Below are 26149 nucleotides of genomic sequence, written 5' to 3'. Positions count from 1 at the left end.
GATATAAGATAAGTTGGTAAGTTAAGAGGTCAGGCATCTGTTGTTGGTGATCGAGATGCTTGTGATTGAGGTGACACGTATTATTACAGGCCTCTTCTGTCGGCTACAATCATTAGTGCTTCTTCCCGGATGATATCTGGTGGATTGATGCCTCTTATTTGAAGGCTTTTAAGCCAGCCTGCCACTTCGCGCTCCTTAAGGGTAAACAGTACTTCTCTGAACTGCTCAATTTCTTCATCAGAATAGCTGTTGGCTTGTTTGGCTTGATAGCTGTCCAGCTCCTCATCTTCGTAATATTCGGCTTTATCGCTGCTGCTGAGCAGGCTGTCGGCTTCACATACTTCATGTGCCCCACAACAGTCATCAGCCACAATGGTTTGTTCTTCTGCATCAGTACCTGACTTTCGTGAAAAGATGAAAGCCACTACTAACGCCACTACTATGCCAGCCAATAAATAAATCATGCTGCAAAAATAATAATAAGTCAGTAGTTATTAGTCAGTGGTTAGTAGTTTAACATTCTTTACTACTAACCACTGACTGTTATCTATCTGTTTTTTTTAATATTTCCATTTATTTGCTAATGCTACTAAGGATAGCATAACCGGTACTTCAACCAATACACCCACTACGGTTACCAATGCTGCCGGTGACTGTAAGCCAAACAGTGCAATGGCTACCGCCACGGCTAATTCAAAAAAGTTGCTGGCGCCAATCATGGATGCAGGTGAGCACACAGCGTGTGGAAGCTTCAGCTTGCGACCCCCAAACCAGGCAATGAAAAAGATGAAATAGGTCTGAATAATTAGGGGGATAGCTACCAAAAGAATGATCAAGGGGTTTTGTGTGATATTGTGCCCCTGAAACGCAAACAGCAAGACCAATGTGGCCAGCAAAGCAAAAATACTTACCGGCTTAAACTTTGGTAAGAATGCTTGTGTGAACCATTCTTGTCCATGGCGCTTAATGAGGTAACGGTTGGTAAAGGTGCCAGCCAGTAAAGGAACCACCACAAAGATGACCACACTGGTCACCAGCGTATCATAAGGGATGGTAACATTGGTGATGCCCAGCAAAAAACCAACTATTGGCACAAAGGCCACCAATATAATAAGGTCATTCACCGACACCTGTACCAGTGTGTAGTTAGGGTCGCCATCAGTAAGGTACGACCATACAAACACCATGGCCGTGCATGGAGCTGCGCCTAACAGGATGGCGCCCGCAATGTATTCACCGGCCAGCTCTGGCTCTATGAATGCACCATATAATTTGCTGAAGAATATCCAGGCAAAGAATGCCATTGTAAATGGTTTGATCAGCCAGTTAACAACCAGTGTCAGGATCAGGCCTTTGGGGCGTTTTCCCACATTTTTGATACTGGTGAAATCTACCTGCAGCATCATGGGGTAAATCATGAGCCATACCAGTATAGCCACCAAGATATTTACACCCGATACTTCCAGGCTGCTTAAAACCGAAACTGTATCGCCAAAGAAATGGCCGATTAAAATACCGCCACCAATGCAAAGTGCCACCCACAGGGTCAGGTACTTCTCAAAGAAGCCGATTTGTTTTTTATTGTCAGACATGCGTTAGGCTTGTTTGATATTTTCCAGATAGAATTTGTAGAAACCGTCTTTAATCTCGTCACGCACACGATGAAATTCACTCATGATAAATTCATCGCTTCCCTGGGCATGTGATGGATCATCAAAGCCAATATGTAAACGATGCTTTACTTTACCACTGAATGCAGGGCACGATTCGTTGGCTCCTCCACAAACAGTAATTACGTAGTCCCACTCATCGTTCAGGTATTTCTGCACTGAGTCGCTGGTGTGGCCACTGATATCAATGCCTATCTCTTGCATTACCTGCACTGCTTTAGCATTTAGTTTACCTGAAGCTTCGGTACCTGCTGAAAACACCTCAATGTTTTGGTCAAAAGACTGTAAAAATCCATGTGCCATCTGACTGCGACAGCTGTTACCAGTACATAAAATCAATACTTTCATTATCTGTTTTTTTTATTGATGATTAACACACTTTGGTTTCACACGCATCAAGCTGTAGCTCGTTGCAAAATGATACACCACAGTTAGTGAGTTTCTGAATGCCTTCAGGGTTAAGACAGTAGTTGGTTTTTGCGCCACGTGTTGTCCCTTTAATCAATCCGGCCTTTTTTAATTCGGTCAGATGCTGATTGACCGTTGTTCGGCCAAGAGGTATTATTTCGGATATATCGCCTGAGTAGCAAGTGTTGCGGGTGCCTAAGAATTTTAGGATTTGCAAACGTGCCGGATGGCCTAAGGCTTTGAATATAAGTGCCAAATCCTGCAGGTGATCGTCAAATAAGTTGTTTTTTGCTTGTGACATACTACTAACTGAAAATTCTGACGCAAAAATACGTCATGCTATTGACGTAAAAACACGTCAGAAGGAGATTTAATAATTTTTTAACATTCGGGCACTAAAAAAGGGAAGCATGTGCCTCCCTTTCATCTTTATTTTGATGCTGTTGATTTCTAGATGTCCATATTCATGGCTGCGCGTACTTCTTCCAGTGTTTTCTGCGCTACATTACGCGATTCGGCAATGCCCTCGCGAAGGATGCTTTTTACAAAGTCTAAATTGTTCTCCAGGTGGGCGCGTCGCTGACGAATTTCCCTGAAGTGTTCGTTAATCGATTCAGTAACAATTTGCTTCAGTTTGCCGGCACCCTGGTCCCCAATCTCAGCCGCCAGGTTTTGAGGTGTTCCGCCCGAAGCCAGCGCAGCAATGCGCAGCAGATTGGCCACTTCGGGGCGATTATCAGGATCGTAGGTGATCAATCTTTCCGAATCAGTTTTAGCCGACTTCACCGCTTTCATGGTTTCGTCTTCAGTTGCTTTAATCATGATGGTGTTGTTGCGGCTCTTACTCATCTTTTGGCCACCATCCAGTCCAAGAATCATTGGTGTTTCACTCAATAAGCCGGTTGGCTCTCTGAAAACACGAGCTTTAAATTTCTTGTTGAAACGTTTGGCAATGTTTCTGGTTAATTCAATGTGTGGCAGCTGGTCTTTTCCAACGGGTACCACATCGCTCTTGCAGAATAAGATATCGGCTGCCTGGTGTACCGGATAAGTATACATGCCAGCATTAATCACATTTTGTCCCGAAGCCTGAATCTCTTCTTTAATGGTTGGGTTCTTACTCAATTCAGAATTAGAAACCAATGACAGGAAAGGTACCAGCAACTGGTTCAATTCAGGAATATGACTGTGCGGGAAAATATGCGTCTTAAATTTATGTGGGTCTAAACCACAGGCTAAATAATCGATGGTCAGTTCCAGAACAAATTTTGAGATGTCCTTAAACACATCGCGATCGGTCAATACCTGGTAGTCGGCAATGACAATAAATGTTTCAACACCCAGGTTTTGTAAACGCACCCTGTTTTGCAACGAACCAAAATAGTGTCCTATGTGCAGGTTGCCAGTTGGACGGTCGCCTGTTAATACCCGGTGCTTTTCCGGATTTAGCTGCAAATCAGCTTCTAACTCATTACTCTTCTGAACAGCTCTTTCGAATGAAGCGTTGATTGCTTCACTTATATTTTCTTCTGCCATCTGGAACTTATTTTATCAATGTTTTTATAATTCAGCTATGAGATAGCTTTATGAAATCTGTTCTGATTTGGATATTGTCAATCAGTTTATTTTCTTTTGGCTATCGTCTAACAGTCTAATCTCTTAATAAAGAGCTGCAAAAATGGGGAAAATTGTGATGATTTGAAAATTATTTATTCTCTTAGCTTTGCAGGTGTAGGCAAAATCATCTGTATACTGAATTAGCTTATCCAGGTAATGACCTTTAGTGTGATAAGTGCCCATACAACATATCGGATGAGTTTCCCGATAAACATGCCAATACTCACCAGCCAAACATTAACTTTCAACAAGCCTAATATTACGGCAATAACATCGCCCACACCTGGCAGCCAGCAAAAAAGGGCGATCCAAAGCTCTTTGCCACTTACCATTTTTCGGGTTTTCTCTATCTGCTGGTGTTTAATCTTCAGGTATTTCTCAATCCATTTTGTTTTGCCCAGCCAGCCTAGTCCATAAGAACTCATACCGCCCAGCCAGTTGCCCAGTGTGGCCAGTCCCAGGCACCAATACAGGTTGTAGTTGGTGGCCAGCATGCCCGACAAAAGAGCTTCGGAGCTAAATGGTACCACTGTAGCAGCCAAAAATGAGGCTAAAAACAACGCAAAATATCCCGATTCAAACAGCATTTTATAGTTTTTGAGGCACAAAAGTAAGAAAATTAGTGTATCGCCATAAAAATATTGTTGCTGCAAAATCCTTTATTTAAAAGACTTTCAGAGATTTTAACAAAAATAATTCAAAAAAATATGGTACTATGTATTGCAAAGTACCATTTAATGACTGTATATTTGTTATACCAAATTCATTGTTTAAGATAGTATTATTAGTCATGTTACTTTTAAGATCATTATCCACCCAACGATTATCACTGATAGCTGCCGCGCTATTTTGTATTTCGGCTGGAATGCTGGCGCAAACCGAGAAGCCTGATACTTGTAAAATTGTGGAACAGGAGAAGCCTGTAGTTGAGAAAAAGCAGGATGTGAAGAAGGCGAAAGCTGAGGTGAAGCGAAAGAACAGTGCTGATACAAAAGTTAAAGCTACCAGTAAGGCCAATCTGGAACATGCCTTTTTATTTAAGAATCATATCATAAGTAAACTATAACAAGTAACTCTATAAAACCGGGAGAATGAATGTAGAAAATGCAAAAGCGCAAATGCGGAAGGGAGTTTTAGAGTATTGTATATTGCTCATCCTGTCTAACAACGATGCCTATGCTTCAGACATCATCAATCAGTTGAAGGAAGCAAAGATGATTGTTGTGGAGGGAACACTATATCCGCTTTTGACGCGACTCAAGAACGCTAAACTTCTTAGCTATCGCTGGGAAGAGTCGACCCAGGGACCACCCCGTAAATACTATGCACTTACCGATGAAGGCAGAACCTTTTTAGGCGAAATGGATGCCTCATGGCAGGCGCTGGTCAACGCCGTTGAATTAATACATCAAACCAAAAACGTAACCGAACAATGAACAAGACTGTAACAATCAATATTAGTGGGCACATGTTCTATATAGATGAGGATGCCTACACACGCCTTCGAAGCTACCTCGATAAAATTGAGACAACTTTTCGTTCGCAGGAGAGTGGTGATGAGATTATCTCTGATATTGAAAGCCGTGTTGCCGAGATATTTAATGAACGCATTAACCGCGAAACAGGTGTTGTAACATTGGAGATGGTTGATGAAGTCATTGCTACAATGGGCGAACCAGAGCAGTTTGAGGACGGAGAAGGAGAAGAGCAGAAAAGCTATACGCCTCCAACCACAATGGTATTCCGCAAAGCCAGTCGTCGCTTCTACCGCGACATTGATAACAGAGTGCTTGGTGGTGTATGTGCTGGTATAGCAGCTTACTTTGGTATTGATGTGGTACTGGTACGCGTACTCTTTGTCATCCTTACCGTACTTACCTGGGGAGGTATTCCGCTTATTTATATTATACTTTGGATAGCACTACCACCTGCACGTACCACGGCTCAAAAACTGCAAATGCGGGGTGAACGGATTACCATCGAAAACATTGAACGTAGCATTCGCGATGAGTATGATGAGGTAAAGAAGAAGTTTGGTCATTTTAAAGAATCGAAAACCTATAAAAAGGGAGAGAGTTTTTTTAGTCGCTTCTCAAAGAGTGAAAAAACGACCATCTTTATTATTCTGGCTGTAGTTGGTGCTGCTTTGCTATTTAATATGCCCGACTGGCATGGGGTGTTTTATGGTCCTGCAGCAGTATTTACAGGTTTTAGTCACCATGTGGTGCCCACCTTTAATCATATCTTTTTTCCAGGGGCGTTAACCTTTGTGCTTGTGCTGTTGGTCATTGGTTTAATATTCAAAACCTTTCTGAAGATTGTGTTGTACCTAATTGCATTTTTGTTGCTGGGCTCACTCGCATTGAAGGTATTATTCTGGCTGTTTGGCGGATTTATGCTCATGTGCTAATACTTAACAGGGAGATTATTTGATAATAACTGACAAGAATTATGAATAAGACAATAAATATAAACCTTGATGGCTTTGCCTTTAAAATAGAAGAAGAAGCCTACGAGCGCCTTAACGAATACATTGAAACCATTAAGAAACGCCTGGGCAATGATGAAGAGGCCAAGGAGGTGATTGCTGATATTGAATCCCGCATTGCTGAGTTGTTTCATTTTAAATGCCAGGGATGTACCATTGCTTTATCCGATGTCGAAGAGATTATACATACCATTGGTGAGCCGAGCGAGATTGTGGACGAGGAAGAAGCCGAAACGCAGGAAAATGCCGGTAAAAGTACAAGCAGCTCATCATCCACCTATGTAGGCAAACGATCACTGTTTCGCGATCCGGATGATCGTATATTAGGTGGTGTTTGTGCCGGACTGGGTGCCTATTTCGATGTTGATCCGCTGGTGTTCCGCATCATAGCTGTTGTTACCACCCTCATGTCGGTTGGTGTTGTGCCAATTATTTACATCATTTTATGGATAGCCATGCCTAAGGCTAAAACACTGGGGCAGCGTATTGAGATGCGTGGAGGCATTACCTTCAAAAAAATGGGTGATAACATTAAGGAAGAGTATGAGGCTGTTTCCTCCAAGTTGAAAGAATATAAAAACAAACCTAATTATAAACGTATGCAACAACGAGCAAATAAAACAGGAGATGCCATGGCCAGCGGTCTTTATCAGCTGCTGAATATCTTTGGAATTATCTTAGGTATTGGCATCGTTATATGGAGTGTTTTATCCATTATGGGATTAGTTGGCTTCTTCGCTTTTAAAGACACCATTATGGGATTGGCGGTGTCAGATGGCAATCACTTTCTGGCATCGGTACCTGACCGTTTCTTGTCACATATGGATCAGACCCTACTATCTGCGGCCACATTTTTAGTAATTGGCATTCCGTTTCTAGTGATATTATATCTGGGGCTGAAGCTGATATTCCACTTTAAAGGTCACGGCAAAGTGATAGGTATGACAGCACTGATTCTGTGGCTGGCAGGCATTGTGTTAGTATTCTTTACAGGAGTGCGCATTGCCAAAAGTTTTGAGCAAACCGGCAATGTTTCGGAGCAACACAGCTTAATGGCCAGTTCGGCAGAAACCATTTACCTGAAGCCTGCAGCTACCGAGGCAAATGGCAATAACCGCGACTACCTGATGGATATGGATCACCTGGAGCTGTTTTCGGCCGATGGCGAACTAATCATTGAAGGCGCACCAGTCATTAATATTACGCATGGCGATAGGTTTCAGATGACCATTGATAAAAAAGCCCGGGGGCTTAATGAGGAAGAGGCTGAGTTTAATGCTCAGAATACAGTCTATAACTGGTCGCAGAATGATTCTATCGTTTACCTGGACAAGCGATTTATTATCGCTGAAGAAGCTCTTGTGCGTAATCAAAAGGTGTTTGTTACTATTCAAATTCCATATGGTAAACAATTGGAGGTAAGTCCTTACCTTGATAGATTTATTAATGAGTATTAAAAAGGTTTAAGGCTTTTATCAGTAGGGTTAAACCTTTTGGTCTGAAAGGTTAAACCCTTTGCTTAAAAAGGTTAAGGGTTTTGGGTGAAAAGCTTAAACCTTTTTGATGCAAGCCTTAAATGATTTACAAAAGATAAATTTTTAACCCCCAATATTATGAAACAGATATTTGTATTTGCCTTGCTGATGTCGTTTGGTTTGGCAGTTAACGCACAAAGTCGTCCTTCGGATAAACTCTTTGAAAAGATGGCACTGAAACCCGGTGTTACCATGATGTCTTTCTCAAAAGAAATGCTGGATGCAGTTAATTTAAATTTTGACGATGATGAAGGAGATGAAGAAAGTAATGTGACAGGTGATTTGCATGAGGTTAAACTGATTATTTACACAGCGCCTGAGAACGAGGAACCAATGGCTTTCAGAGAAACGACCCTAGGGTATTTGCCCCTGAGCAGGTACGACAAGGTAGAAGATGACGATCCAGACGAAGATGTGGATATACGTGTATTACGTAAAGGAAAGAAAGTATCGGAATGCCATGTGTTGTTTCAAGGAGAAACCAATGGTGTTTTGCTTTCTTTCTTTGGCAACTTTAAAATTGATGAGGTAGACAAGCTGGCCGAAAAAATGGATAGCTATAAGTAATTTTCTTAGTCAGTTGAAATAAAAAGGATCGTATCTAACATTGCAAGATGCAATAAGATACGATCCTTTTTTAGCTATAAGCTATCAGCTAAAGGCCAGTAGCTTTATTTTTTGGCATATTTATCTCCGTCGTAGCCCCATTTCATATAGATAGAACCCCAGGTAAAACCAGCACCAAATGAAGCAATAACTATGTTGTCACCTTTCTTCAGCTGCTTCTCCCACTCCCATAAGCACAATGGAATAGTGGCTGAAGTAGTGTTTCCGTAACGTTCAATATTGATCATCACCTTTTCTTTTGCCAGGTTCATACGCTCAGCTGTAGCGCCAATAATCCTCAGATTGGCCTGATGAGGCACTAGCCATGCAATGTCCTCGTGATTCATGTTGTTGCGTTCCATAATTTCAACCGATACATCGGCCATTTTTGAAACGGCATTTTTAAATACAGGCTGACCTTCCTGGTAGATATAGTGCATCTTATTATCCACTGTTTCGTGCGAGGCAGGATAAACAGAGCCGCCACCTTTCATATGTAAATGTACACGTCCGAAACCATCGCTGCGCAGGATGCTGTCGCATACGCCAATTTCTTCTTCGGTAGGCTCAATCAAAACAGCAGTAGCTGCATCGCCAAATAATACACATGTGGTACGGTCGGTGTAATCCACAATGGATGACATCTTTTCTGCACTTACTAATATTATCTTTTTCTTGGCACCAGATTCAATAAAACGGGTGGCTGTATCCAGGCCGTATAAGAATCCCGAACAGGCACCGTTCAAGTCAAAACCATGTCCGTTTTTAATGCCACACTTATCGGCAATGATGTTGGCTGTGGCCGGGAATGGATGGTCTGGTGTTACGGTAGTACAAATCACCAGGTCAATTTCCTCGGGTTTAACACCAGTTTTCTCAAATAATTCTTTTATGGCTTCAGCACCCATGTCCGAAGCTCCAAGTCCTTCGCCTTTCTGGATGTGACGCTCTTTAATACCCACGCGGGTCATGATCCACTCGTCGGTGGTATCTACCATTGTGCTCAACTCTTGATTATCAAGGATATAATCAGGAACGTATGCTCCAACGGCTGTAATTACTGCATTGGTTTTTTTCATTTGACTTTCATTTTTTGCTTCATGCGCACGGCGCAACAGCAAGTTGGAAACTACCAAGAAATTTAATTGTCCGCTCCAGAATTAATTTTTCTTTGTTTCCGTATTTTTTTCAACAAGAGCAAATGGTACCACACCTACCATTTACACAATACCACAATTGTTATAGCTTGTTCTTTATATTGAAGCCTTTTAACTAACACTCAATTAGGGCGACTACAAAAGTAAGAAAACAGTTATAGTATACAAACGATTTAATTTAAATGCCCTAAAACAAAATTTGCCCTCAAATTTCTTTGAGGGCAAATTTTATTGAATGCGGATTCAATAAACTATGCTGTCACTTCTTTTTCTACAGCTAATTTTCCACGGTAATAACCGCACTCACCACACACTGTGTGTAACTTTACAGTAGCACCACAGTTTGAACATACTCCCAATGCAGGTGCAACTGCTTTGTAGTGTGTTCTTCTCTTGTCTCTTCTCGTTTTCGAGATTTTTCGCTTAGGATGTGCCATTTTTCAACCTATTTACTTGATTTATCTAATAAATTTTTCAGAGCCGCCCATCGCGGATCCATATCATCGTCCTGCTCCTCATCCGTATCCTCTTCAACTAAATAATTATCCAGTTGATCCAACATGTCTGTATCGCAAGTAACGTTGCCATCTTCATCTTCGGGGTGCACATGTCTGATTGGCAAGGCCACACAAATAAACTCGTATAGCAATTGTGCTACATTAATTTCGTGTTCATCGTGGGGCAACACAATAATCTCTTCTGTTGGTTCGTCATATTCCTCGCCAAACTTGATGTACATCAGCGATTCATTTTCAATCGGAAGAGTTAATGCCTCCAGACAGTTGTCACAAACAGTATCAATCTCGCCTTTAATTTTAAAGGTTAAGGTTAGCAATGCTGAACTTTTACCAAGTTCAACCTCTGCTTTAACATTCCCCTTTTCAATCAAAGGCTGTTCAAATAACTCAAAGAATTCGGCCCCTATTTCATAGTTAAACAGGTGCTTGCCTTCTTTTAAACCCTTGAATGGGATACTGTAGTTCCTCAATCTGTCCACTTTTCCCTAGCTAAAAACTGTGCAAAAGTATAAAATAAACCAATGTAAGAAAAGAAAAGTAATTTTTTAATTACATATTTTTATCAGTAACTAATAAATCAGGCCTTGGGAAGTACAATTCTAAAGGTGGTTCCCTTACCTATTTCTGACTCTTTAACAAACAATTTTCCGCCATGATAGCCTTCCACAATGCGCCTGGCCAAAGAAAGTCCTAAGCCCCAGCCCCGTAACTTGGTGGTGTACCCCGGTTTGAAAATTGTTTTGAATTGATTGCGGTGCAAACCTTTTCCGTTGTCTTTAATATCTATTAGAAGGTGCCCGTTATTGGTCTGGATGTTAATATCTATTTGTCCGTTTCCATTCATAGCATCAATGGCGTTTTTGCAGAGGTTTTCAACCACCCACTGAAATAACACCTTATTGATTTTAACCATTTGGTATGGCTGTAGCTCCGACTGTATAGTCATGCTAATATTTGAGGAAGTCCGTCGTTTCAGGTAATTGATGATTTCCTCAATGGCAATCAGCAAGGGTTGCTCACTAAGTTCTGGTTTGGAGCCTATTTTTGAGAAACGGTCGGTGATTACCTGTAGCCTTTCCACATCTTTCTCCAGCTCAAGAGCAATGTCGGTATTTTCCTCTTTTAGCTTCAGTAGGTCAACCCAGCCAAGCAGGGAGGAGGTAGGTGTACCCAACTGATGTGCTGTTTCTTTGGACATGCCCACCCACACCTGGTCTTGTTCGGCCTTGCGGGCGCCGTTGAATGCCAGGTAGGCTACAAATATAAAAAGTGCCACTACCGATAGCTGGATAATGGGGAACCATTCCAGTTTTTTGATAAGCACAGAATCGTCATAGTAAAGGTATTGCAGCTCATTTTCACCTAAATCAATCACAAGTGGTTTGGTTTTACTCATGAGACGTTCAAGCTCTTTTTGCAGAGCTTCGTCGGCATTTTCTTTGGGCAGTTGTATATTGCGATGAGAATTTATGGTTGAATCGGCTTCGGTTATAATAATAGGTATGGTGGTGTTTTGGCTGATGACTTCCAGGGTAAGCGCCAATTCATCCTCGCCTGCGCCGCTTTGAGTTATTTGCTTAATGGCCTGAATCCATATCTCTACACTTTTGCGCTCTTCATCTTTTAGCTGATTGGTGAGGTCATCGGTGTACACAAGTGTGAATATGCCGATGGCTATGGCAGTGATTAGCAGGAATAGCTTCCAGATGCGCCGGTGTGTATAAAAACTCATTGGTTAATAGTTTGTTGTTATCAGCATTAACGGATAAGGAAGCTATTTATTACAGGCAGACTATTAAAACTGACACCATTTTGTGAGCATTCGCGATAAATCTTCTACCTTGGTAGGTTTGGTAATGAAATCATCCATGCCTGCTTTCAGCACTCGCTCACGCTCTGTTTCCTCAATGCTGGCCGTCATAGCAATTACCGGACAGGTGTCGCCTGTTTTGCGCATCTTTTGCAGAGCTTCTATGCCATCCATTTGTGGCATCAGGATATCCATAAATACAATGTCGTACTTGTTACGCTGCATTTTTTCAACAGCATCAACACCGTTGCTTACCACATCTATTTTGTGACCAATTTTATTAAACAAGCTTTTGGCAATGCGTTGGTTCAGCACATTGTCTTCGGCCAGAAGTATTTTAAGAGATTGCTCTGTGCTTGGCTCTCCAATTGCAGCGCGACGCTTCGGTATACCCGGAAAGAAGCGGATAATACATTCCTCCAGATTAGTGAGTTCAACGGGTTTACGCAAATACACATCTACACCCAGCTTTTTGGCAAGAGCAGTGTTGGATGGTTCAAAGTCAGAACTTTGCATGATGATGGGCATGCGTTTATGCAACCTGTTGTTGTAAAGGGTTTGTAAAAATTCCAGACCATTAAAATCAGGCCGATGATCAACGATAAGCAGGTGATGCTTATTGTCTGTTCCTATAATGTCAATGGATTCAATGGACGGCGGAATAACTTTATAGTCAATGTGCAGCGAAGCCAGATTTTTCATCAGCACACGCACCTGTAAAGGTTCGTCAGAGATGATAAAGGCTCTCACTTTTTTTAAGTTATGAATGTGACTGTAGTTAAAGTGCTTCTGATGGGTTTTCGATTTGTATGGGATGGTGAATGCAAACTCAGCACCCGGATTGGCAGGATCACTTGATATGCCAGAAGGACTATTCACCCATATTTCGCCACCCATCATATTTACCAATTGCTTTGATATGGTGATGCCAAGTCCGCTGCCACCGTATTTGCGTGTGGTACTTTCATCTTCCTGAGCGAATGAATTAAAGATGGTCTCCAGCTTCTCTTTTTTGATGCCAATACCAGAATCTTTAAGTGAGAAGAGTATGGCCGGCGAGCCGTTGATACCCCTTGCTTGTTTAACACTTAAGTGAATGCGGCCCTGGTTGGTAAATTTAATGGCATTGCTCAATAGGTTATTCAGCACCTGGCGTATTCGTATCTGATCGCCCAAATAGTGCTTGGGCAGTTTGAGCATGGAAGTCCACGTTAATTCTAAACCTTTATCATGCGCTTTAGGCATAAACGACTGAATGGTATTCTCAACTTCATCGTGCAAATCAAAGGGGATGGATTCGATCTCAAAACGTCCCGCTTCCATTTTTGAGAAGTCAAGAATATCATTGATCAAAACCAGCAGAGTATCAGCAGAGCGCTTGACAATGCCCAGCAGGCTTCTGTCCTGTTCATCTTTTTCTGACGAAAGCAGAATGTCGGTCATGCCAATGATGCCGTTTAAGGGTGTGCGCAGCTCATGGCTGATGTTGGCAATAAAGGTTGATTTGGCTTTGTTGGCCATTTCTTCGCTTTTTCTTTCATTTTCAAGCGAAGTAACCTCCATAAAAACCTGTAATGAATACCTCTCCCGAAGCAAATAAAAAGGGATCTGTTCATTCAGTATAACCGATTCCTCATTTGTTTTGCTTTTCAGGATATACTTATTTGACTGCGAAGAGTAGGTGGTTTTATCAAGACGTGTTTTATTCTCAAATAAAATATTGTCACTGGCAATGCGTCCAACCAGCTGATCTTCATCATCGAATGCAAACAGTTTGAGGGCTGCCTTGTTAACCTGCCTGATGCGGTTTCGGCTATCTATCAGCACAACGCCAACCGGCATGTAATACACCATTTTCCTGAGCGCCTCTTCCGATTGTTTCAATGTCTGCTCATCTTCGGCCTGCCTTCGCTGGTAAATGCTAAAGGTGAGGATGATCAGGCAGATGATAAACAGTGATATGCCACCAACTAAGAACGAGTACCTGGCGATTGACGCGGTTATTATTTTCTGGGGCATCGAAAAAGCCAGGTAATAACCAATGCCATCAAAATATAATTTGCTGAAAACCGTAAGTACTTTGGTTTTTTTGCCATCGATGTTGAGGTAGTGTATGTCCGAAAACCAATCATGTCGGGTAATCTGGCTGTCGATATTCTTCAGGTTGGGTATAAACTTATTCTGGTGCAAGGTGTTGAATACCACTTCGCCGTTCGGTTTCATTACCCACTGGAAGTTGACATCTTCCACGTTAAAGTTATGAAAGACGGATGAAAAGAACAGGTTAAGATCCATGTTGAATTTCACGTATCCAATGATCTCATCATTAGTAAGCAAGGGTTGAATATAGATGATTCGGGTACCTTGTGGGTTAATAAGTATTTTGGCTGTATTAATACCAATGTTATCACTGTGGCCAAAGGCAGAAATGAAGGTGCCGTTGCTGGTCCGTTTTAACTCAAAAGCATGGCCTCTGGTATCATAAACAGTCAGATCGTTCAGGTGCTCGCTAAAGCCATTGTATAACAATTCAAGTCGTTTCTGCACTTCAAAGGAATGCTGCCTGGATATAAAGAGGCTGTCAAGTTCTTTCTGCGAAATTAGTATGGATATGCCTGTGTTGGTTTTGTTGGCAAACTGACTCAGCTTATCACGCACCATAAGTGATTGCTTGAGCAGTACATCCTTTTGAGAGTTTATTTGCCACTGGTAGGTATCAAGGTAGTAGTACACGTTGGAAACCACCAGAAAAGCAATGCTGATGAAGGCTATAATAAAGGCTCTTTTCATAGGATGTAGTATTGCATTAGCCTTTATCTGTATTTTTCGTTTTTATCTAATAGTATGCTCAAATAGCTTTCGTACCTCGAGAGCGCAATGTGACCTTCTTCCACGGCCTTTTTCACCGAACAGCCTGGTTCGCTATAGTGGCTGCAGTTGTTAAAACGGCAATCTTTGGCAAATTCAAAAAGCTCTTTGAAATAATGGTAAAGTTCTTCACGCTCAATATGGATGAGGCCAAAGCCACGAATACCTGGTGTATCAATAATGTACCCACCAAAGCTGAGGGCATGCATTTCGGCAAAAGTAGTGGTGTGCTTACCCGAATGGTGAATGGAGGATATCTCTGCTGTTTTCAGGTTTAAGCTGGGTTCAACCCGGTTAATCAGCGTAGATTTCCCTACGCCTGAATGGCCGCTCAATACAGTTATCTTATCTTTTAAGAGGTTCTGGAACTCACTTAAATCTTCCTGTTTTTTGGCCGAAACAGCCATGGTTTTATAGCCGATACCTTCGTATAACTCACGCCATTCATTCAGTATCTGCATGTGTTTGGCATCGTAGCGGTCGGTTTTATTAAATACCAGTGTTACGGGTATGCCATATGCTTCGGAAGCAGCAATGAAGCGATCAACAAATACCCTGGAAGTCATAGGGTAGTTAATGGTGACAATCAGTACAGCCTGATCCACATTGGCCGCTATAATGTGAGATTCTTTGGACAGGTTAGTGGCTTTTCGGATGATGTAGTTTTTACGCTCTTTGATTTCGGAAATAACGCCTTCACCAGACTCATCGGCATCAAATACAACGCGGTCGCCAACAGAAACAGGATTAGTACTCTTTATGCCCTGAAGCCTTATTTTGCCCCTGATACGGCATATCATTATGGTTCCGTCATCTGACAAAACAGTGTAACGGCTACCTGTTGACTTAATTACTAATCCATTCTTTTGCTCCATCCAAAAAACATTTTCTCAAAAATAGTTGAATGATTTTAAAAATACCCCATCAGTAAAGGAACTTTTCATTTGTTAAACTTCTGTTGTCCTGAATTTATTGTATTCAGAAGATGGTAACGGATGGCATTGGACGAAAAGTTTAATTTTTTACACGAATCGCTCGATTTCGTTTAGCAATGAATGTTTTTATGGGTTTGAATTATCTATTTTTGTAATGGACAATTAGTTAGATAATTGTATTAACACACATATTCCTGAAGTGGTGGACAGTACAGATATTAAGGTTTTATTAGCAGAAAATGCCAGGTTAAAGCGGATGATGAAGCGGGTGTACCGAGGTGCCTGGGGTATTCCTTTTTATCCCGAAAATACTGATGAGGCTGTTCCGGCCGGTTACTTACCACTTTACCTTTCCACCATTCTTTCCTCTGAAGATTCGTTTGAGGAGCGAATAGCTAAGTCATTAAGTGTGCTGGGGCAGTTTGCCGATGTTAGTCGCATCTATATCTTCGAAAACCATGAAGGTGATAGCCTTTGTTCCAATACCTTTGAATGGTGCAACGATGGTGTAAATCCTGAGAAAGATAATCTTCAGAATATATCCTACGACGAGTTTGTTGAGTGGCGGAGGATGTTGATCGAGGAAGGTAGTATACAGGCGTCAGACATCAATCAATTGCCCGATGGTATAAGAGACATTCTAGCTCAGCAAAGCATAAAGTCGGTCTTGGTCTATCCGATAATGGTAAAGGATCACTATTTTGGATTTATTGGTTTTGACGAATGCAGCTTCAATAGGGAATGGTTGCCTCACGAAACAGACTTGTTGCAGATGGCAGCGCGCTTGATTGCTAATACTTATGAGCAAGAAGCCGTATCCAGTGAGATTCGTAAAAGTCATGCCGAAATATTGAAAATTAACAAGGAGCTGGCTGATAAAGAACGTTTCCTGCAAAGCATTCTGAGTTCGGCACCAATTGGAATTTTGTTGGTTCGTAACCGGGTGATTGAATATATTAATGAGGCCACCCTTGCACAGTCAGGCTACACCAGAGATGAACTGGTTGGGCATTCATTAGCTGATTTGTACTACAAAGGCGAACAGGATGAAGAGCTGGTTAATGATTTTTACAAAGCAATTGAAGCCAACGGGTTTGCCAGTATGGAAGCGCATATGCGCGGCAAATACAATAATGAAATCATTATAAGAGTATTGGGTACGCCTGCGCCCGAAAGCATAGGCGAAAACGCCTACCTCCTCATTGGCGAAGACATTACACATGTTAAAAATACCGAGCATCATCTGCGGGAGAGTGAAGAGCGAAATCGTAAGCTGATAGAAGCCACCATTGATGGTATACTGATGATTAATGAGCATATGCAGTTGGTATATGCAAATTCCTCAGCTTGTAATATGCTGCACTATCAGCAGGAGGAATTATTTGAGCAGAAAATTGACGATTTATTCCATTCGGAAGAGTTAGTGGAAGACTTTTTGCTGGCATTGAGTAGTGTGAAAAACGGTGTGGATTACAAGGGAGATATTCAGTTAGTTGATAAAACAAAGCGCACCGTTCATGCGGAGATATACGCCACATCTATAAACCTCGATGGGGATTTTCATTATTACGTATCCATCCATAATATTACCAAACGTAAGCACAATGAGGCTTCCCTGAAACAGAGTGAAGAGAAATTCAGAGCTTTAACCGAAAATTCCCGTGATCATATTTTACGCATCGATAGTGTGGGTGAGTTGTCATACTGTAACTCAGCTTTTCTGACTGATTTCAATCTGAAACTGCAGGCTTGTGTCGGGAAGAAGCTTAGCCAAATAAAGGAGCTGCCAAAGGAACTGGTGGATGGCTTGCTTACCAGTATTAATGATGTGCTGGCTTCGGCAACTGCCAGTAATATTGAAATAGAATACCGGTTTTTAGATGCCATAAAGGCCTTTGACTGGACCATTACGCCCGAGGCGGATAATAAGCACATTTCGTCGCTGCTGATTGTAGGACGTGATTATACGCAGAAGAAAAAAGCTGAACAGGAACTGGTGATTGCCAAAGAAAAGGCCGTTGGCGCTGATAAGCTGAAGTCAGCCTTCCTGGCTAATATGAGCCACGAAATCAGAACGCCACTTAATGCCATTGTAGGATTTACGAATTTGCTCAAAGAGGAAAATATTTCTGATGCCGAGAAAGTTGAATACATTGATATTGTAAATAAGAGCTCGGAAAATCTGATGGACCTGATTAACGATATTGTTGATTTGGCAAAAATAGAAAGTGGTGAGCTGAGGCTGCATAAAGAGGAATGTAATGTGGTTCAGTTGATGCAGGAGTTGCACCGTTTGTTTGAGAAACGGATGGCTATTGATCAGAAGACGCATTTGAAATTCTATCTGAATCTGCCTGAAGGCCCATCAGACTTCAGGGTGAAGTGCGATCAGCGACGCTTACGTCAGATATTTATCAACTTACTGGGGAATGCCTTCAAGTTCACCCAAAAAGGGTTTATTGAATTTGGGTTTACTGCCGACAACCAACAATTGCGTTTTTATGTACGTGATACCGGTATAGGTATTGCAGCCGATAAGCAGTCATTTATTTTTGAGCCATTCAGGCAGGCCGACGAAAGCACTTCAAAGAATTATGGAGGTACCGGCTTGGGCTTATCCATTTGCAAGCGTTTAGTGGCGGCACACGGCGGTGAAATCGGATTAATATCAGAGCCTTCAACAGGTTCGGAATTCTATTTTACACTGCCGCTGAAGAATGCCGTGAATGGGAATAAAGTAAATGGTATAAAGCAAGAGGTGATTGAAGAGAAGCCAACGATTAATGTCACACCTAATTTCACCTGGGCCAATAAAATGATGTTGCTGATAGATGCTACCAGTACGGCGCAGTTACAGCTGCGTAAGGTGCTTGACAGGACTAAAATAACACTGATATCAGCCCGTACGCAGAAATCGGCCAGGGAGCTGCTGTTGAAACGTAACGATATTCATATTGTGTTGATGGATCTGGATATGCCGGGGCTTGAGCTCGATGGCTTTATTTCAGGCATCAGACAGATGGGCATCTATGTGCCATTCGTTGGACAAACCAATCAGCCCGTAACATCCGAATTGCAGGAAGCCTACAGAGCAATTGGCTTTAATCATGTGCTAGGCAAGCCGGTGGACAATGAAGAGCTATTAAAGGCCTTTAATCACTCGCTAAATGGCACCAGGGTTTAAGCTAAACATCAACACCTTTTCTGGCATTATCTATCTGCTCGCGTACCTCATTAAATTGCAGATATGGGAATATCGAGGGGGCAATTGACTTCAAAGGCTCGTACAGGTGCGAACTGCTTTTTTGCTCCTCCGGAATCAGGCTGTATGTTTTTTCGAAACTCCCCAGAATGGCAATAATCACACTAATGATAAAGGCGTATTTGAGCAGGCTGAAAATTGCTCCAAGCACCCGGTTGACCATGCCCAGAGCAATGGCCGACACTAGCTTATCAACTACCTTGGCTACCAAATGTACACCTATGACAATGGCGATAAACGTGACAATAAAAGCAATAAGGCCGATGTGTGAGGAATCAATGTGTTCCATTAGATAGGTTTCGGTAATACTGCTGAATTTAATAGCTCCGAAAAGGCCAAGTACCAACGCCGCCAATGATGCCAGTTCAATGATTAAGCCATTTTTGAATCCTTTTATAATGGCCAGTATTAGCAAGATGCCCGTAATTATGTCGAAATAGTTCATGATAATTAGATTAGCGGCTGAATCTCCCGTAATAATCCCGCCATCAGGCCAAAAATAGAAAAGAATTGTGAATATCTAAGAAGTGTCTGAGGACAATTAAACAGATGCTATGTAAATCCGGCTGATCATGCGATCATTGGCTCGGTTATTCGGCAAATAACTAATTTCTATAAGTTAGAAGGCAGATGGTGCATATCAATCCTTATCGGTAGTTATTCAATTGGCAGCTACATGCAAACAATTGCCTATTACAGTTGCACAATTGATGTTTACGCTCCATCAATGAATATTTGCACTGAAATAATTAATATCAACATTCAATAAATAGGTATTTACATTGAAGTAAATGAGTTTTACAATTAAATATTTGATACTTGTATGAGTGTACATTCTATATGCATTAAGGAACATTTAACCTGCAGTAAAGCCTAAAAGAATTACAGAGCGGCAGATACCACCTGTTGAGCCAAGTGCTGATTTAACGATTGATAATACATACATGGCAATGGGTCTTGATAATCAGGATGTGTTTGAGATTAATGTGGAATGGTTTACTGAGGAAAAAGCAAAGCCTGCAGGCAGTTTGCTTGCAGGCTTTTGTAGCCCCAACAGGACTCGAACCTGTATCTAGAGTTTAGGAAACTCTTGTTCTATCCCTTGAACTATGGGGCCAAATGCGGGGCAAATGTAATAGTTTTCATCGAAAAGAAAAATATCACAAGGACTTTAACCTAACTGCCGCTTCTTCTAGCACATCATCGGGTTTGGCAAAGTTGATTCTGATGTGGTGGCGGTTTTGCCGCTCAGTCATAAAGGCGCTAATGGGCATGGTGGCTACTCCTTTTTCTTTAATCAGGCGAATAACAAATTCACGGTCTTTCTCTTCAGATATCTGACTGTAGTCAAATAGATGAAAATAGGAGCCTGCGCACTTAAGTGGCTTAAACGCCGAGTCTTCCATTAGATGCAGCAACTTGTCGCGTTTATCCTGGTAAAAAGCCGATAATCTGGTGTATTCCTCTTTAAAGGACAGAAAATCAGCCATGGCAATCTGAAATGGGGAGTTAACACTATGCATCATTGCTTCATGTACCTGCCTGAATTCCTTCATTATCTCTTTTGGAGCGGCGCAGTAGCCAATTTGCCAGCCTGTTACATGATAAGTTTCGCCCAGTGAGGCTACGATAACACTTCGTTCGGCCAGCTTAGGGAAGCAAGCCACACTTTGGTGCAGGTTGCCATCAAACAGAATGTGCTCGAAGGTTTCTTCGCTCAGAACAATGATTTCGGAGCCACTAATGATTTTTTGGAGGCGCAACAGGTCTATTTCGCTTAAAGCCCAGCCCGTAGGTGCATGTGGTGAATTAATGATGATCATCCGCGTTTTGCTGGAAATCATTTGCTGCACCAGCTCCCATTCAATGTGGTATTGCTCGCCACTCATGGGAATGGTACGCACCTGACCTCCGTTCATTTCAATAGCCGGTACATAATGCTCATTGGCTGGTTCAAATATGATAACTTCATCACCTTCTTTTACCAACGCGGCAATGGCTGTGTAAATGCCCTGCGAAGCACCTGCGGTTATGGTTATTTCGGTTTCGGGATGGTAGCAGGTGTCGTACAGGCTGGCAATTTTATCAGATACCTGCTGCCGAAGGCTTAATTCGCCAGCCGGCATGGCATACCTGTTGAGTCCTTCGCGCAAATGTTTTTCAACCAATTCAATCAGTTTGGGAGAACAATGAAAACCGGTATAGCCCGATGCCAGATTAATGGCATTGTACTCTTTTATTAGAGGACGTATTGTTGTCAGGAAGCTTGATTCCAGATTGTGAAACTTTGAATTTATTTTCATGATGCAACTAAAAGGTTATAGGCAATTGCAGTAAGCCAAATCAATTTAGTCATTAAGTTTCTAAAATGCGGGTTGTTTTGCGGAATGGCAGTTTTTGTTCAATCAACATGCGTAATTATTTGACTAACGACTTCAGCATGAATAAAAAGAGCTATTGTGCAGCCTGTGTTATTCGTCGTGAAACAGTTGGTGAACAATAGGTAATGACTTTAATTCGCCAAGCGTATCAATGTGCAGTTGGTAGTATTCGAGTATGGCTTCAAGCAGCTTATAGCGTTCTGTGCTTTTCAAGTGCAGGTGCCTGAGGTTATCCACCTGTAAATCGAATAGTTTCTTCCAGTTAGTGTTGACTTGCTGAGTAATAAAGAAACCGTGAGAAGGTTCTGCATTGGTGAAGTGGCCGTTCATCAAATCAAAGAAGTCTTGGTTTTCAGTGGCTTTCTCTGGGCCAAATCCGAGGAAGCGCGTTAGCTGAAACAAGAAAAACAGGTGAAAGTTGGCCGCGCCGTCGAGGCCACTGTCAAACAATGCAATGCCGTGGTAGATAAAACTGAACAGGTCGGTATTTTCTTCTTCCTCACGAAGTACTTTGCTCATGAGTTCAGTCAGGAAGAAGGCCATGGCTCGCTTCTCTTGTTCAAAAGGGATGGAGCTTAGGGGGTGGGCAACCTTAAAATCTTTGATGCGTTGTATATCTGCTTTAGGCCGATGGTACACTTGCATATCCAGTAGAGTCATCGGTTGAAGTAAAACGGTATTGCCCTTATTGCGCCTGGTACGCACTTTATTAACCATATAGCTTTGTCGCCCAAACTTTTCAGTATAAACAGATACGATGATACTGGTCTCCCTGTATTTTACATGATTGAGTACTATACCCTTGGTAGTGTGTATCATCGTTGCGGTTTTGTGCAAAAGTAGTATTTGAAGGTTAGAAAAACCTGAGTTGGGAGTAAAATTTAAATCGAACTCAGGTCGTAATACAATATAGGGTTGCGGGTGCTTATTTTGTCTGATATATATGATTAGTTTATTCACCATATGTTCAGTGCATGATAAAAGTATGCCAGACATATAATTAAAGTAACTATTTTTGTGAATTGTAGTATTACTATTATCGAGAAGAAATATAAGAGGATATAAATTTTAAAATGTTATTTATGACAGAGAATGTCAATTTCTTTAAGCGATTCAGTCAGGCGTTCTGGGTGGCTAACTTTGCTGAGCTTTTGGAGCGGGCTGCATATTATGGAGTTTTTATTGTTATAACGCTTTATCTATCGCGCATTCTTGGATTTACCGATGTGCAAGCAGCTGCTATTGCCGGTACCTTTAGTGCTTTGCTGTATTTTCTGCCAACATTCACTGGTGCCTACGCCGATAAAATAGGATTTAAAACCTCATTAATAGTAGCTTTTGGACTATTGAGTGTGGGGTACGCCGGATTGGGTGTGCTACCTACCGTGTTAGAGAGTGCCGGTTTAGCTAAGTACGGTGTAACCACCGAGTTTACCGGTTTGAAAGAGTCGAATGGCAAATACGTTATTCTGCCAATTATGGCCCTTATTATTATTGGTGGTAGTTTTATTAAATCGGTAATAACTGGTACAGTTGCTAAAGAGACATCGACGGCCAATCGTGCTACCGGATTCTCAATATTCTATACGATTGTAAATATTGGGTCATTCTCAGGCAAGACCATTGTAAAACCATTGCGCGAAGCCATGGGTAATGTTGGTTTAATTAACATCAGTTACTTCTCAGCCGGGATGACGCTCTTAGCTTTGATAGCCATTGTCTTTTTCTTTCGCCCAACAGTGAGGAGTGGAGAAGGAAAGTCAATAAAGGAAATATGGCACGCCTTTGTTAAAGTGCTTTGTAATGCCCGCTTAATTATTCTCATCATTATTATCACCGGTTTCTGGATGGTGCAGCACCAGCTGTATGCCACTATGCCTAAATATGTGTTGCGTATGGCCGGTGAAGGTGCATCGCCGTCGTGGTATGCCAACGTTAATCCATTGGTGGTATTTACAACGGTTGGACTGATTACAGCCTTGCTCAGGAAGCGTTCGGCCCTGTTCTCCATGACCATTGGTATGTTTATCATGCCTGTATCGGCATTTGCGATGGCTGCCGGTAATATGATTAGTGTAGAAAGTATTAACCTTGGCTTTATGACGATGCACCCGGTGGCCTTTATGATGATTATTGGCATTGCCTTCCAGGGATTGGCTGAGTCTTTTATTTCTCCTCGTTTCCTGGAGTATTTCTCGTTACAGGCGCCAAAAGGTGAAGAGGGCCTATATCTTGGATTTAGTCACCTGCATTCGTTTATTTCATCATTATTAGGATTCATCTCATCAGGTTTCTTATTGGAGAAATATTGTCCGGATCCAGAGCTACTGACTGAGACAGAGAAATTGACAGCATACAACCATGCGCACTATATCTGGTTCTTCTTTGTTGGGGTTGCATTGGTTTCAGCCATATCGTTAATTGTGTATGGATATGTGACCAAAAAGATAGATGCTAAAAAAGAGGAGCTTAGCACAGAAGAGTAAAAATATTACGAACATTTTATTGAATTTTCTTGCAGAACAAAGGATTTGACTTATCTTTGCAACCGCAAAAAAGCTCAATAGAGTGTTGCCCAGATGGCGGAATTGGTAGACGCGCTGGTCTCAAACACCAGTGATAGCAATATCGTGCCGGTTCGATCCCGGCTCTGGGTACAGAAATAAAGCCTGATACGTTAAGTGTCAGGCTTTTTTGATTTCCTGTTTTTACCTATACAATTACCAAAAAAAACTGCAGAATTGGATCTAATCCTTTAGTAAAAAACTAATCCCGTTTACATAGATGGATTTGGTTAGAATCCTGGGTTGTTTCAATGCAAGCAGTAACTTTGAAAAAGCGACTTGTAACAAATAAGCCATTGCTTTATATTAGATAGATAGTTCGTTTTCGTGTGAGAAGATGAATGGGAAGAATAAGGAGTTTTGGAGGAGAGTTATATTCATATTTTAATGTGATTGAGTATTGGTAAGATAAAACTTGCATTTGATGAACCAAAACCTGTTAACAGCTATAAGAAAGATGATACGTATTAGATAATAGTGAAAATATGTGGTAGCTTGTTTTGTTAAAAAATCTTAATGAATTTTCGATTTCTTTCATTACGTTTGCAATGGTCGTAAGGTAATAACCCAGTTACCAATTGAAGATATGAAAATGGCGCAGGATAAATTATCGGGAAATACTATTGCTTCGCGGGATGAGTTTTTTAGCCAGATATTTGAAAGCTACTATGTACGATTGTGTCATTATGCTCATACCTTCATTCTTGATTTCGATGTTTGCCGTGATCTTGTGCAGGAACTCTTTATTAAATTATGGGAAGTTAGAGTAGATAACTTTTCAGAGGAAGAACTTGAAAAGTTTATCTTCAGAAGTATTAAAAACGCATGCTTTGATTTTCTTCGAAAGCAGAAAGTTCGTCATAATTCAAGAGCTTTAATATTAGAAAGACTTCTTGAGCAAGAAGAAATTCATATTTCAGAAATCGAAATACTGGAGCTTTCCAATCGCATTGATAAAGTATTAAATAACCTGCCAGAACAAACTGCCAGAGTGTTTCGAATGAGTCGATTTGAAGATAAGACTAATAAAGAAATCGCCCTTGAACTTGATATATCTGTTAAAGGAGTGGAGTTTCATATGTCAAAGGCATTGAAAACTTTTAGACACGAGCTGCAAGAATACCTTCCAGTAATTGCTTCTATTATTGGCTTTTGGAGTAATAATTAAAAAAAGTTAAAAATATTTACATTTTTACACTAGGGTGTCAGGTCTTTTACACGTTATTGGTTTATAAGACGTAAAAATGGAAGACAATAATTTCAATCAGGAACTACTTATAAAATTTATTTTCGGAAAAACCAATGAGGCTGAAGAAGAGAAAATAAAGGATTGGTTGAATGCTGATGCCAGGAGGTATGAAATACTTGAGAAGTATATGCGTTCCAAAGCTTTTCTCCTAAGTAAGAATGATACAGAGTGGAAAACAAAAGACTATTTAGATATCCGTCGAAAGATTCAGAAGAAGCAAACAAGGCGATTGTTTCATAGAATTGCAGCAGCGTTTATAGGTTTGATGTTCATTGGTACTCTAACCTTCTTACTTTTTAATACTGAAGGTGAAAAGTGGGAGATGGTTACTGTGGAAAAGGGAAATCAGCAGCAGATTATTTTGGAGGATGGCACTAAAGTGTGGCTGGCACCAGATACAAAATTGTATTACCCCCTTAAATTTGATTCAGATAAAAGAGAAGTAAGGCTCGAAGGGCAAGGTTACTTTGATGTTGAACATGACAAAGATTGGCCTTTTGTGGTTTATACTAAATATTCAGATATCAAGGTGCTTGGTACAACCTTTAATGTTAAAGCATATCCCGACGATTATTATACTACCACTATTTTGGTGGATGGACTCGTGAATCTGGAGTTTAAGAATGATGAATCTGAAATATTAGAAAATCAGCTGTTAAATCCCTCTCAAAAGTGCATATATAACCATCAAACTTTAATGCATGATGTTCACACGGTTGATTTGAGGCATGAATTAGCTTGGAGAGAAAATCGTCTTTCTTTTAGAAATGAAACCTTTGGGGATATCGCAACCAAGATTGAACGTCACTATAATGTGGAAGTCGTGTTCAATAATCATCAATTATCAAAAAAACGATTGACAGGAGAATTTAAGGATGAGTCACTACCTCAGGTGCTTGAAACCTTGCAAGAGTGGTCATCCTTTTCATTTACTATAAAAAATAGCGTAGTAATTATTGAAAAATAGCCTATGAAATAACAAAAAACGGAGTGTCTTGCAGGACTCTCCGTTAAAATTCAATAACGCTTCATTGCAGTGGAGCATCTATAAATTTTAATATAACCATATCAAAAGTATGAA

The 26149-nt window shown here is 41.1% G+C and carries 24 protein-coding genes and 2 tRNA genes; 10 read left to right on the top strand and 16 right to left on the bottom strand.

Annotated elements, in window-relative coordinates; translation table 11 throughout:
• Positions 1-83 precede the first annotated feature (83 nt).
• The 6 genes from KDU71_RS05985 to KDU71_RS05960 form a co-directional block, all read right to left on the bottom strand.
• The gene (locus tag KDU71_RS05985) at positions 84-464 is read right to left on the bottom strand and encodes a hypothetical protein (RefSeq protein ID WP_212189004.1); all 381 of its coding nucleotides are present in this window, start codon (positions 462-464) and stop codon (positions 84-86) included.
• Between the two features lie 96 nt (positions 465-560).
• On the bottom strand, positions 561-1592 hold the full coding sequence (arsB, locus tag KDU71_RS05980; protein WP_212189003.1) for an ACR3 family arsenite efflux transporter: 1032 nt from the start codon (positions 1590-1592) through the stop codon (positions 561-563).
• Between the two features lie 3 nt (positions 1593-1595).
• Positions 1596-2018, bottom strand: coding sequence for an arsenate reductase ArsC (locus KDU71_RS05975; RefSeq protein WP_212189002.1), 423 nt, complete (start codon positions 2016-2018; stop codon positions 1596-1598).
• A gap of 22 nt (positions 2019-2040) precedes the next feature.
• Positions 2041-2379 carry an ArsR/SmtB family transcription factor gene (locus KDU71_RS05970; RefSeq protein WP_212189001.1) on the bottom strand — a complete coding sequence of 113 codons (339 nt, stop codon included), beginning with the start codon at positions 2377-2379 and terminating at the stop codon, positions 2041-2043.
• A 149-nt stretch (positions 2380-2528) separates the two neighbouring features.
• The gene (gene trpS, locus KDU71_RS05965) at positions 2529-3614 is read right to left on the bottom strand and encodes a tryptophan--tRNA ligase (protein WP_212189000.1); all 1086 of its coding nucleotides are present in this window, start codon (positions 3612-3614) and stop codon (positions 2529-2531) included.
• A gap of 221 nt (positions 3615-3835) precedes the next feature.
• The gene (locus KDU71_RS05960; protein ID WP_244828229.1) at positions 3836-4348 is read right to left on the bottom strand and encodes a YqaA family protein; all 513 of its coding nucleotides are present in this window, start codon (positions 4346-4348) and stop codon (positions 3836-3838) included.
• Between the two features lie 137 nt (positions 4349-4485).
• On the opposite strand from KDU71_RS05960, the gene KDU71_RS05955 reads away from it, so the two are divergent.
• From KDU71_RS05955 to KDU71_RS05935, 5 genes are all read left to right on the top strand, one after another.
• Entirely contained in the window at positions 4486-4761 is a 276-nt protein-coding gene (locus tag KDU71_RS05955; protein ID WP_212188999.1) for a hypothetical protein, read from the top strand.
• Between the two features lie 25 nt (positions 4762-4786).
• Positions 4787-5131, top strand: coding sequence for a PadR family transcriptional regulator (locus KDU71_RS05950; RefSeq protein ID WP_212188998.1), 345 nt, complete (start codon positions 4787-4789; stop codon positions 5129-5131).
• Positions 5128-6105, top strand: a complete 978-nt coding sequence (locus KDU71_RS05945; RefSeq protein WP_212188997.1) for a PspC domain-containing protein — start codon at positions 5128-5130, stop codon at positions 6103-6105. Before KDU71_RS05950 ends, KDU71_RS05945 begins: the two co-directional genes overlap by 4 nt.
• Positions 6106-6146: 41 nt before the next feature.
• Complete coding sequence (locus KDU71_RS05940) at positions 6147-7640, top strand: PspC domain-containing protein (protein ID WP_212188996.1); 1494 nt, start codon at positions 6147-6149, stop codon at positions 7638-7640.
• A gap of 156 nt (positions 7641-7796) precedes the next feature.
• Complete coding sequence (locus KDU71_RS05935; RefSeq protein WP_212188995.1) at positions 7797-8285, top strand: DUF4252 domain-containing protein; 489 nt, start codon at positions 7797-7799, stop codon at positions 8283-8285.
• Between the two features lie 104 nt (positions 8286-8389).
• On the opposite strand, the gene KDU71_RS05930 is transcribed toward KDU71_RS05935, so the two are convergent.
• The 6 genes from KDU71_RS05930 to rsgA all read right to left on the bottom strand — a co-directional run bounded on the left by KDU71_RS05930 (position 8390) and on the right by rsgA (position 15552).
• On the bottom strand, positions 8390-9403 hold the full coding sequence (locus KDU71_RS05930; protein WP_212188994.1) for a beta-ketoacyl-ACP synthase III: 1014 nt from the start codon (positions 9401-9403) through the stop codon (positions 8390-8392).
• Positions 9404-9732: 329 nt separating this feature from the next.
• Positions 9733-9918, bottom strand: coding sequence for a 50S ribosomal protein L32 (gene rpmF, locus KDU71_RS05925; RefSeq protein WP_212188993.1), 186 nt, complete (start codon positions 9916-9918; stop codon positions 9733-9735).
• A gap of 8 nt (positions 9919-9926) precedes the next feature.
• On the bottom strand, positions 9927-10478 hold the full coding sequence (locus KDU71_RS05920; RefSeq protein WP_212188992.1) for a YceD family protein: 552 nt from the start codon (positions 10476-10478) through the stop codon (positions 9927-9929).
• A gap of 98 nt (positions 10479-10576) precedes the next feature.
• On the bottom strand, positions 10577-11731 hold the full coding sequence (locus KDU71_RS05915; protein ID WP_212188991.1) for a sensor histidine kinase: 1155 nt from the start codon (positions 11729-11731) through the stop codon (positions 10577-10579).
• A gap of 63 nt (positions 11732-11794) precedes the next feature.
• Positions 11795-14599: a response regulator gene (locus tag KDU71_RS05910; protein WP_212188990.1), complete on the bottom strand. Its 2805-nt coding sequence runs from the start codon at positions 14597-14599 to the stop codon at positions 11795-11797.
• Between the two features lie 23 nt (positions 14600-14622).
• Positions 14623-15552: a ribosome small subunit-dependent GTPase A gene (gene rsgA, locus KDU71_RS05905; protein WP_212188989.1), complete on the bottom strand. Its 930-nt coding sequence runs from the start codon at positions 15550-15552 to the stop codon at positions 14623-14625.
• Between the two features lie 262 nt (positions 15553-15814).
• Between rsgA and KDU71_RS05900 the strand changes: the two genes are divergently transcribed.
• A complete protein-coding gene (locus tag KDU71_RS05900) occupies positions 15815-18796 on the top strand; it encodes a PAS domain S-box protein (RefSeq protein WP_212188988.1) in 2982 nt (993 codons plus the stop codon).
• A 1-nt stretch (position 18797) separates the two neighbouring features.
• On the opposite strand, the gene KDU71_RS05895 is transcribed toward KDU71_RS05900, so the two are convergent.
• The 4 genes from KDU71_RS05895 to recO form a co-directional block, all read right to left on the bottom strand.
• Positions 18798-19319, bottom strand: a complete 522-nt coding sequence (locus KDU71_RS05895) for a CvpA family protein (RefSeq protein WP_212188987.1) — start codon at positions 19317-19319, stop codon at positions 18798-18800.
• A gap of 600 nt (positions 19320-19919) precedes the next feature.
• Positions 19920-19991 (bottom strand) — tRNA-Arg (locus tag KDU71_RS05890).
• A gap of 43 nt (positions 19992-20034) precedes the next feature.
• Positions 20035-21177 (bottom strand): methionine aminotransferase, encoded by a 1143-nt coding sequence (locus KDU71_RS05885; protein ID WP_212188986.1) that lies wholly within the window; start codon positions 21175-21177, stop codon positions 20035-20037.
• Between the two features lie 168 nt (positions 21178-21345).
• Positions 21346-22074: a DNA repair protein RecO gene (gene recO, locus KDU71_RS05880; protein ID WP_212188985.1), complete on the bottom strand. Its 729-nt coding sequence runs from the start codon at positions 22072-22074 to the stop codon at positions 21346-21348.
• Positions 22075-22337: 263 nt separating this feature from the next.
• Here recO and KDU71_RS05875 point away from each other — a divergent pair, with 263 nt between their 5' ends.
• From KDU71_RS05875 to KDU71_RS05860, 4 genes are all read left to right on the top strand, one after another.
• Complete coding sequence (locus KDU71_RS05875; protein WP_212188984.1) at positions 22338-23741, top strand: MFS transporter; 1404 nt, start codon at positions 22338-22340, stop codon at positions 23739-23741.
• A gap of 87 nt (positions 23742-23828) precedes the next feature.
• Positions 23829-23912, top strand: a tRNA-Leu gene (locus KDU71_RS05870).
• Positions 23913-24411: 499 nt separating this feature from the next.
• Positions 24412-24987 (top strand): RNA polymerase sigma-70 factor, encoded by a 576-nt coding sequence (locus KDU71_RS05865; protein ID WP_212188983.1) that lies wholly within the window; start codon positions 24412-24414, stop codon positions 24985-24987.
• Between the two features lie 76 nt (positions 24988-25063).
• On the top strand, positions 25064-26035 hold the full coding sequence (locus KDU71_RS05860) for a FecR family protein (RefSeq protein ID WP_212188982.1): 972 nt from the start codon (positions 25064-25066) through the stop codon (positions 26033-26035).
• The last annotated feature ends 114 nt before the right edge of the window (positions 26036-26149 follow it).

It is taken from the genome of Carboxylicivirga sediminis (assembly GCF_018156225.1).
Taxonomy (GTDB): domain Bacteria; phylum Bacteroidota; class Bacteroidia; order Bacteroidales; family Marinilabiliaceae; genus Carboxylicivirga; species Carboxylicivirga sediminis.
This window is presented reverse-complemented; position numbering and strand designations above follow the sequence as displayed.

Coding starts and splice junctions, on each gene's coding strand:
- KDU71_RS05865 (WP_212188983.1), top strand. CDS start 24,412: ATGGCGCAGGATAAATTATCGGGAAATACTATTGCTTCGCGGGATGAG.
- arsB (WP_212189003.1), bottom strand. CDS start 1,592: ATGTCTGACAATAAAAAACAAATCGGCTTCTTTGAGAAGTACCTGACC.
- KDU71_RS05985 (WP_212189004.1), bottom strand. CDS start 464: ATGATTTATTTATTGGCTGGCATAGTAGTGGCGTTAGTAGTGGCTTTC.
- KDU71_RS05935 (WP_212188995.1), top strand. CDS start 7,797: ATGAAACAGATATTTGTATTTGCCTTGCTGATGTCGTTTGGTTTGGCA.
- KDU71_RS05860 (WP_212188982.1), top strand. CDS start 25,064: ATGGAAGACAATAATTTCAATCAGGAACTACTTATAAAATTTATTTTC.
- rpmF (WP_212188993.1), bottom strand. CDS start 9,918: ATGGCACATCCTAAGCGAAAAATCTCGAAAACGAGAAGAGACAAGAGA.
- KDU71_RS05895 (WP_212188987.1), bottom strand. CDS start 19,319: ATGAACTATTTCGACATAATTACGGGCATCTTGCTAATACTGGCCATT.
- KDU71_RS05970 (WP_212189001.1), bottom strand. CDS start 2,379: ATGTCACAAGCAAAAAACAACTTATTTGACGATCACCTGCAGGATTTG.
- recO (WP_212188985.1), bottom strand. CDS start 22,074: ATGATACACACTACCAAGGGTATAGTACTCAATCATGTAAAATACAGG.
- KDU71_RS05945 (WP_212188997.1), top strand. CDS start 5,128: ATGAACAAGACTGTAACAATCAATATTAGTGGGCACATGTTCTATATA.
- KDU71_RS05955 (WP_212188999.1), top strand. CDS start 4,486: ATGTTACTTTTAAGATCATTATCCACCCAACGATTATCACTGATAGCT.
- trpS (WP_212189000.1), bottom strand. CDS start 3,614: ATGGCAGAAGAAAATATAAGTGAAGCAATCAACGCTTCATTCGAAAGA.
- KDU71_RS05885 (WP_212188986.1), bottom strand. CDS start 21,177: ATGAAAATAAATTCAAAGTTTCACAATCTGGAATCAAGCTTCCTGACA.
- KDU71_RS05930 (WP_212188994.1), bottom strand. CDS start 9,403: ATGAAAAAAACCAATGCAGTAATTACAGCCGTTGGAGCATACGTTCCT.
- KDU71_RS05950 (WP_212188998.1), top strand. CDS start 4,787: ATGAATGTAGAAAATGCAAAAGCGCAAATGCGGAAGGGAGTTTTAGAG.
- KDU71_RS05915 (WP_212188991.1), bottom strand. CDS start 11,731: ATGAGTTTTTATACACACCGGCGCATCTGGAAGCTATTCCTGCTAATC.
- KDU71_RS05975 (WP_212189002.1), bottom strand. CDS start 2,018: ATGAAAGTATTGATTTTATGTACTGGTAACAGCTGTCGCAGTCAGATG.
- rsgA (WP_212188989.1), bottom strand. CDS start 15,552: ATGGAGCAAAAGAATGGATTAGTAATTAAGTCAACAGGTAGCCGTTAC.
- KDU71_RS05910 (WP_212188990.1), bottom strand. CDS start 14,599: ATGAAAAGAGCCTTTATTATAGCCTTCATCAGCATTGCTTTTCTGGTG.
- KDU71_RS05875 (WP_212188984.1), top strand. CDS start 22,338: ATGACAGAGAATGTCAATTTCTTTAAGCGATTCAGTCAGGCGTTCTGG.
- KDU71_RS05940 (WP_212188996.1), top strand. CDS start 6,147: ATGAATAAGACAATAAATATAAACCTTGATGGCTTTGCCTTTAAAATA.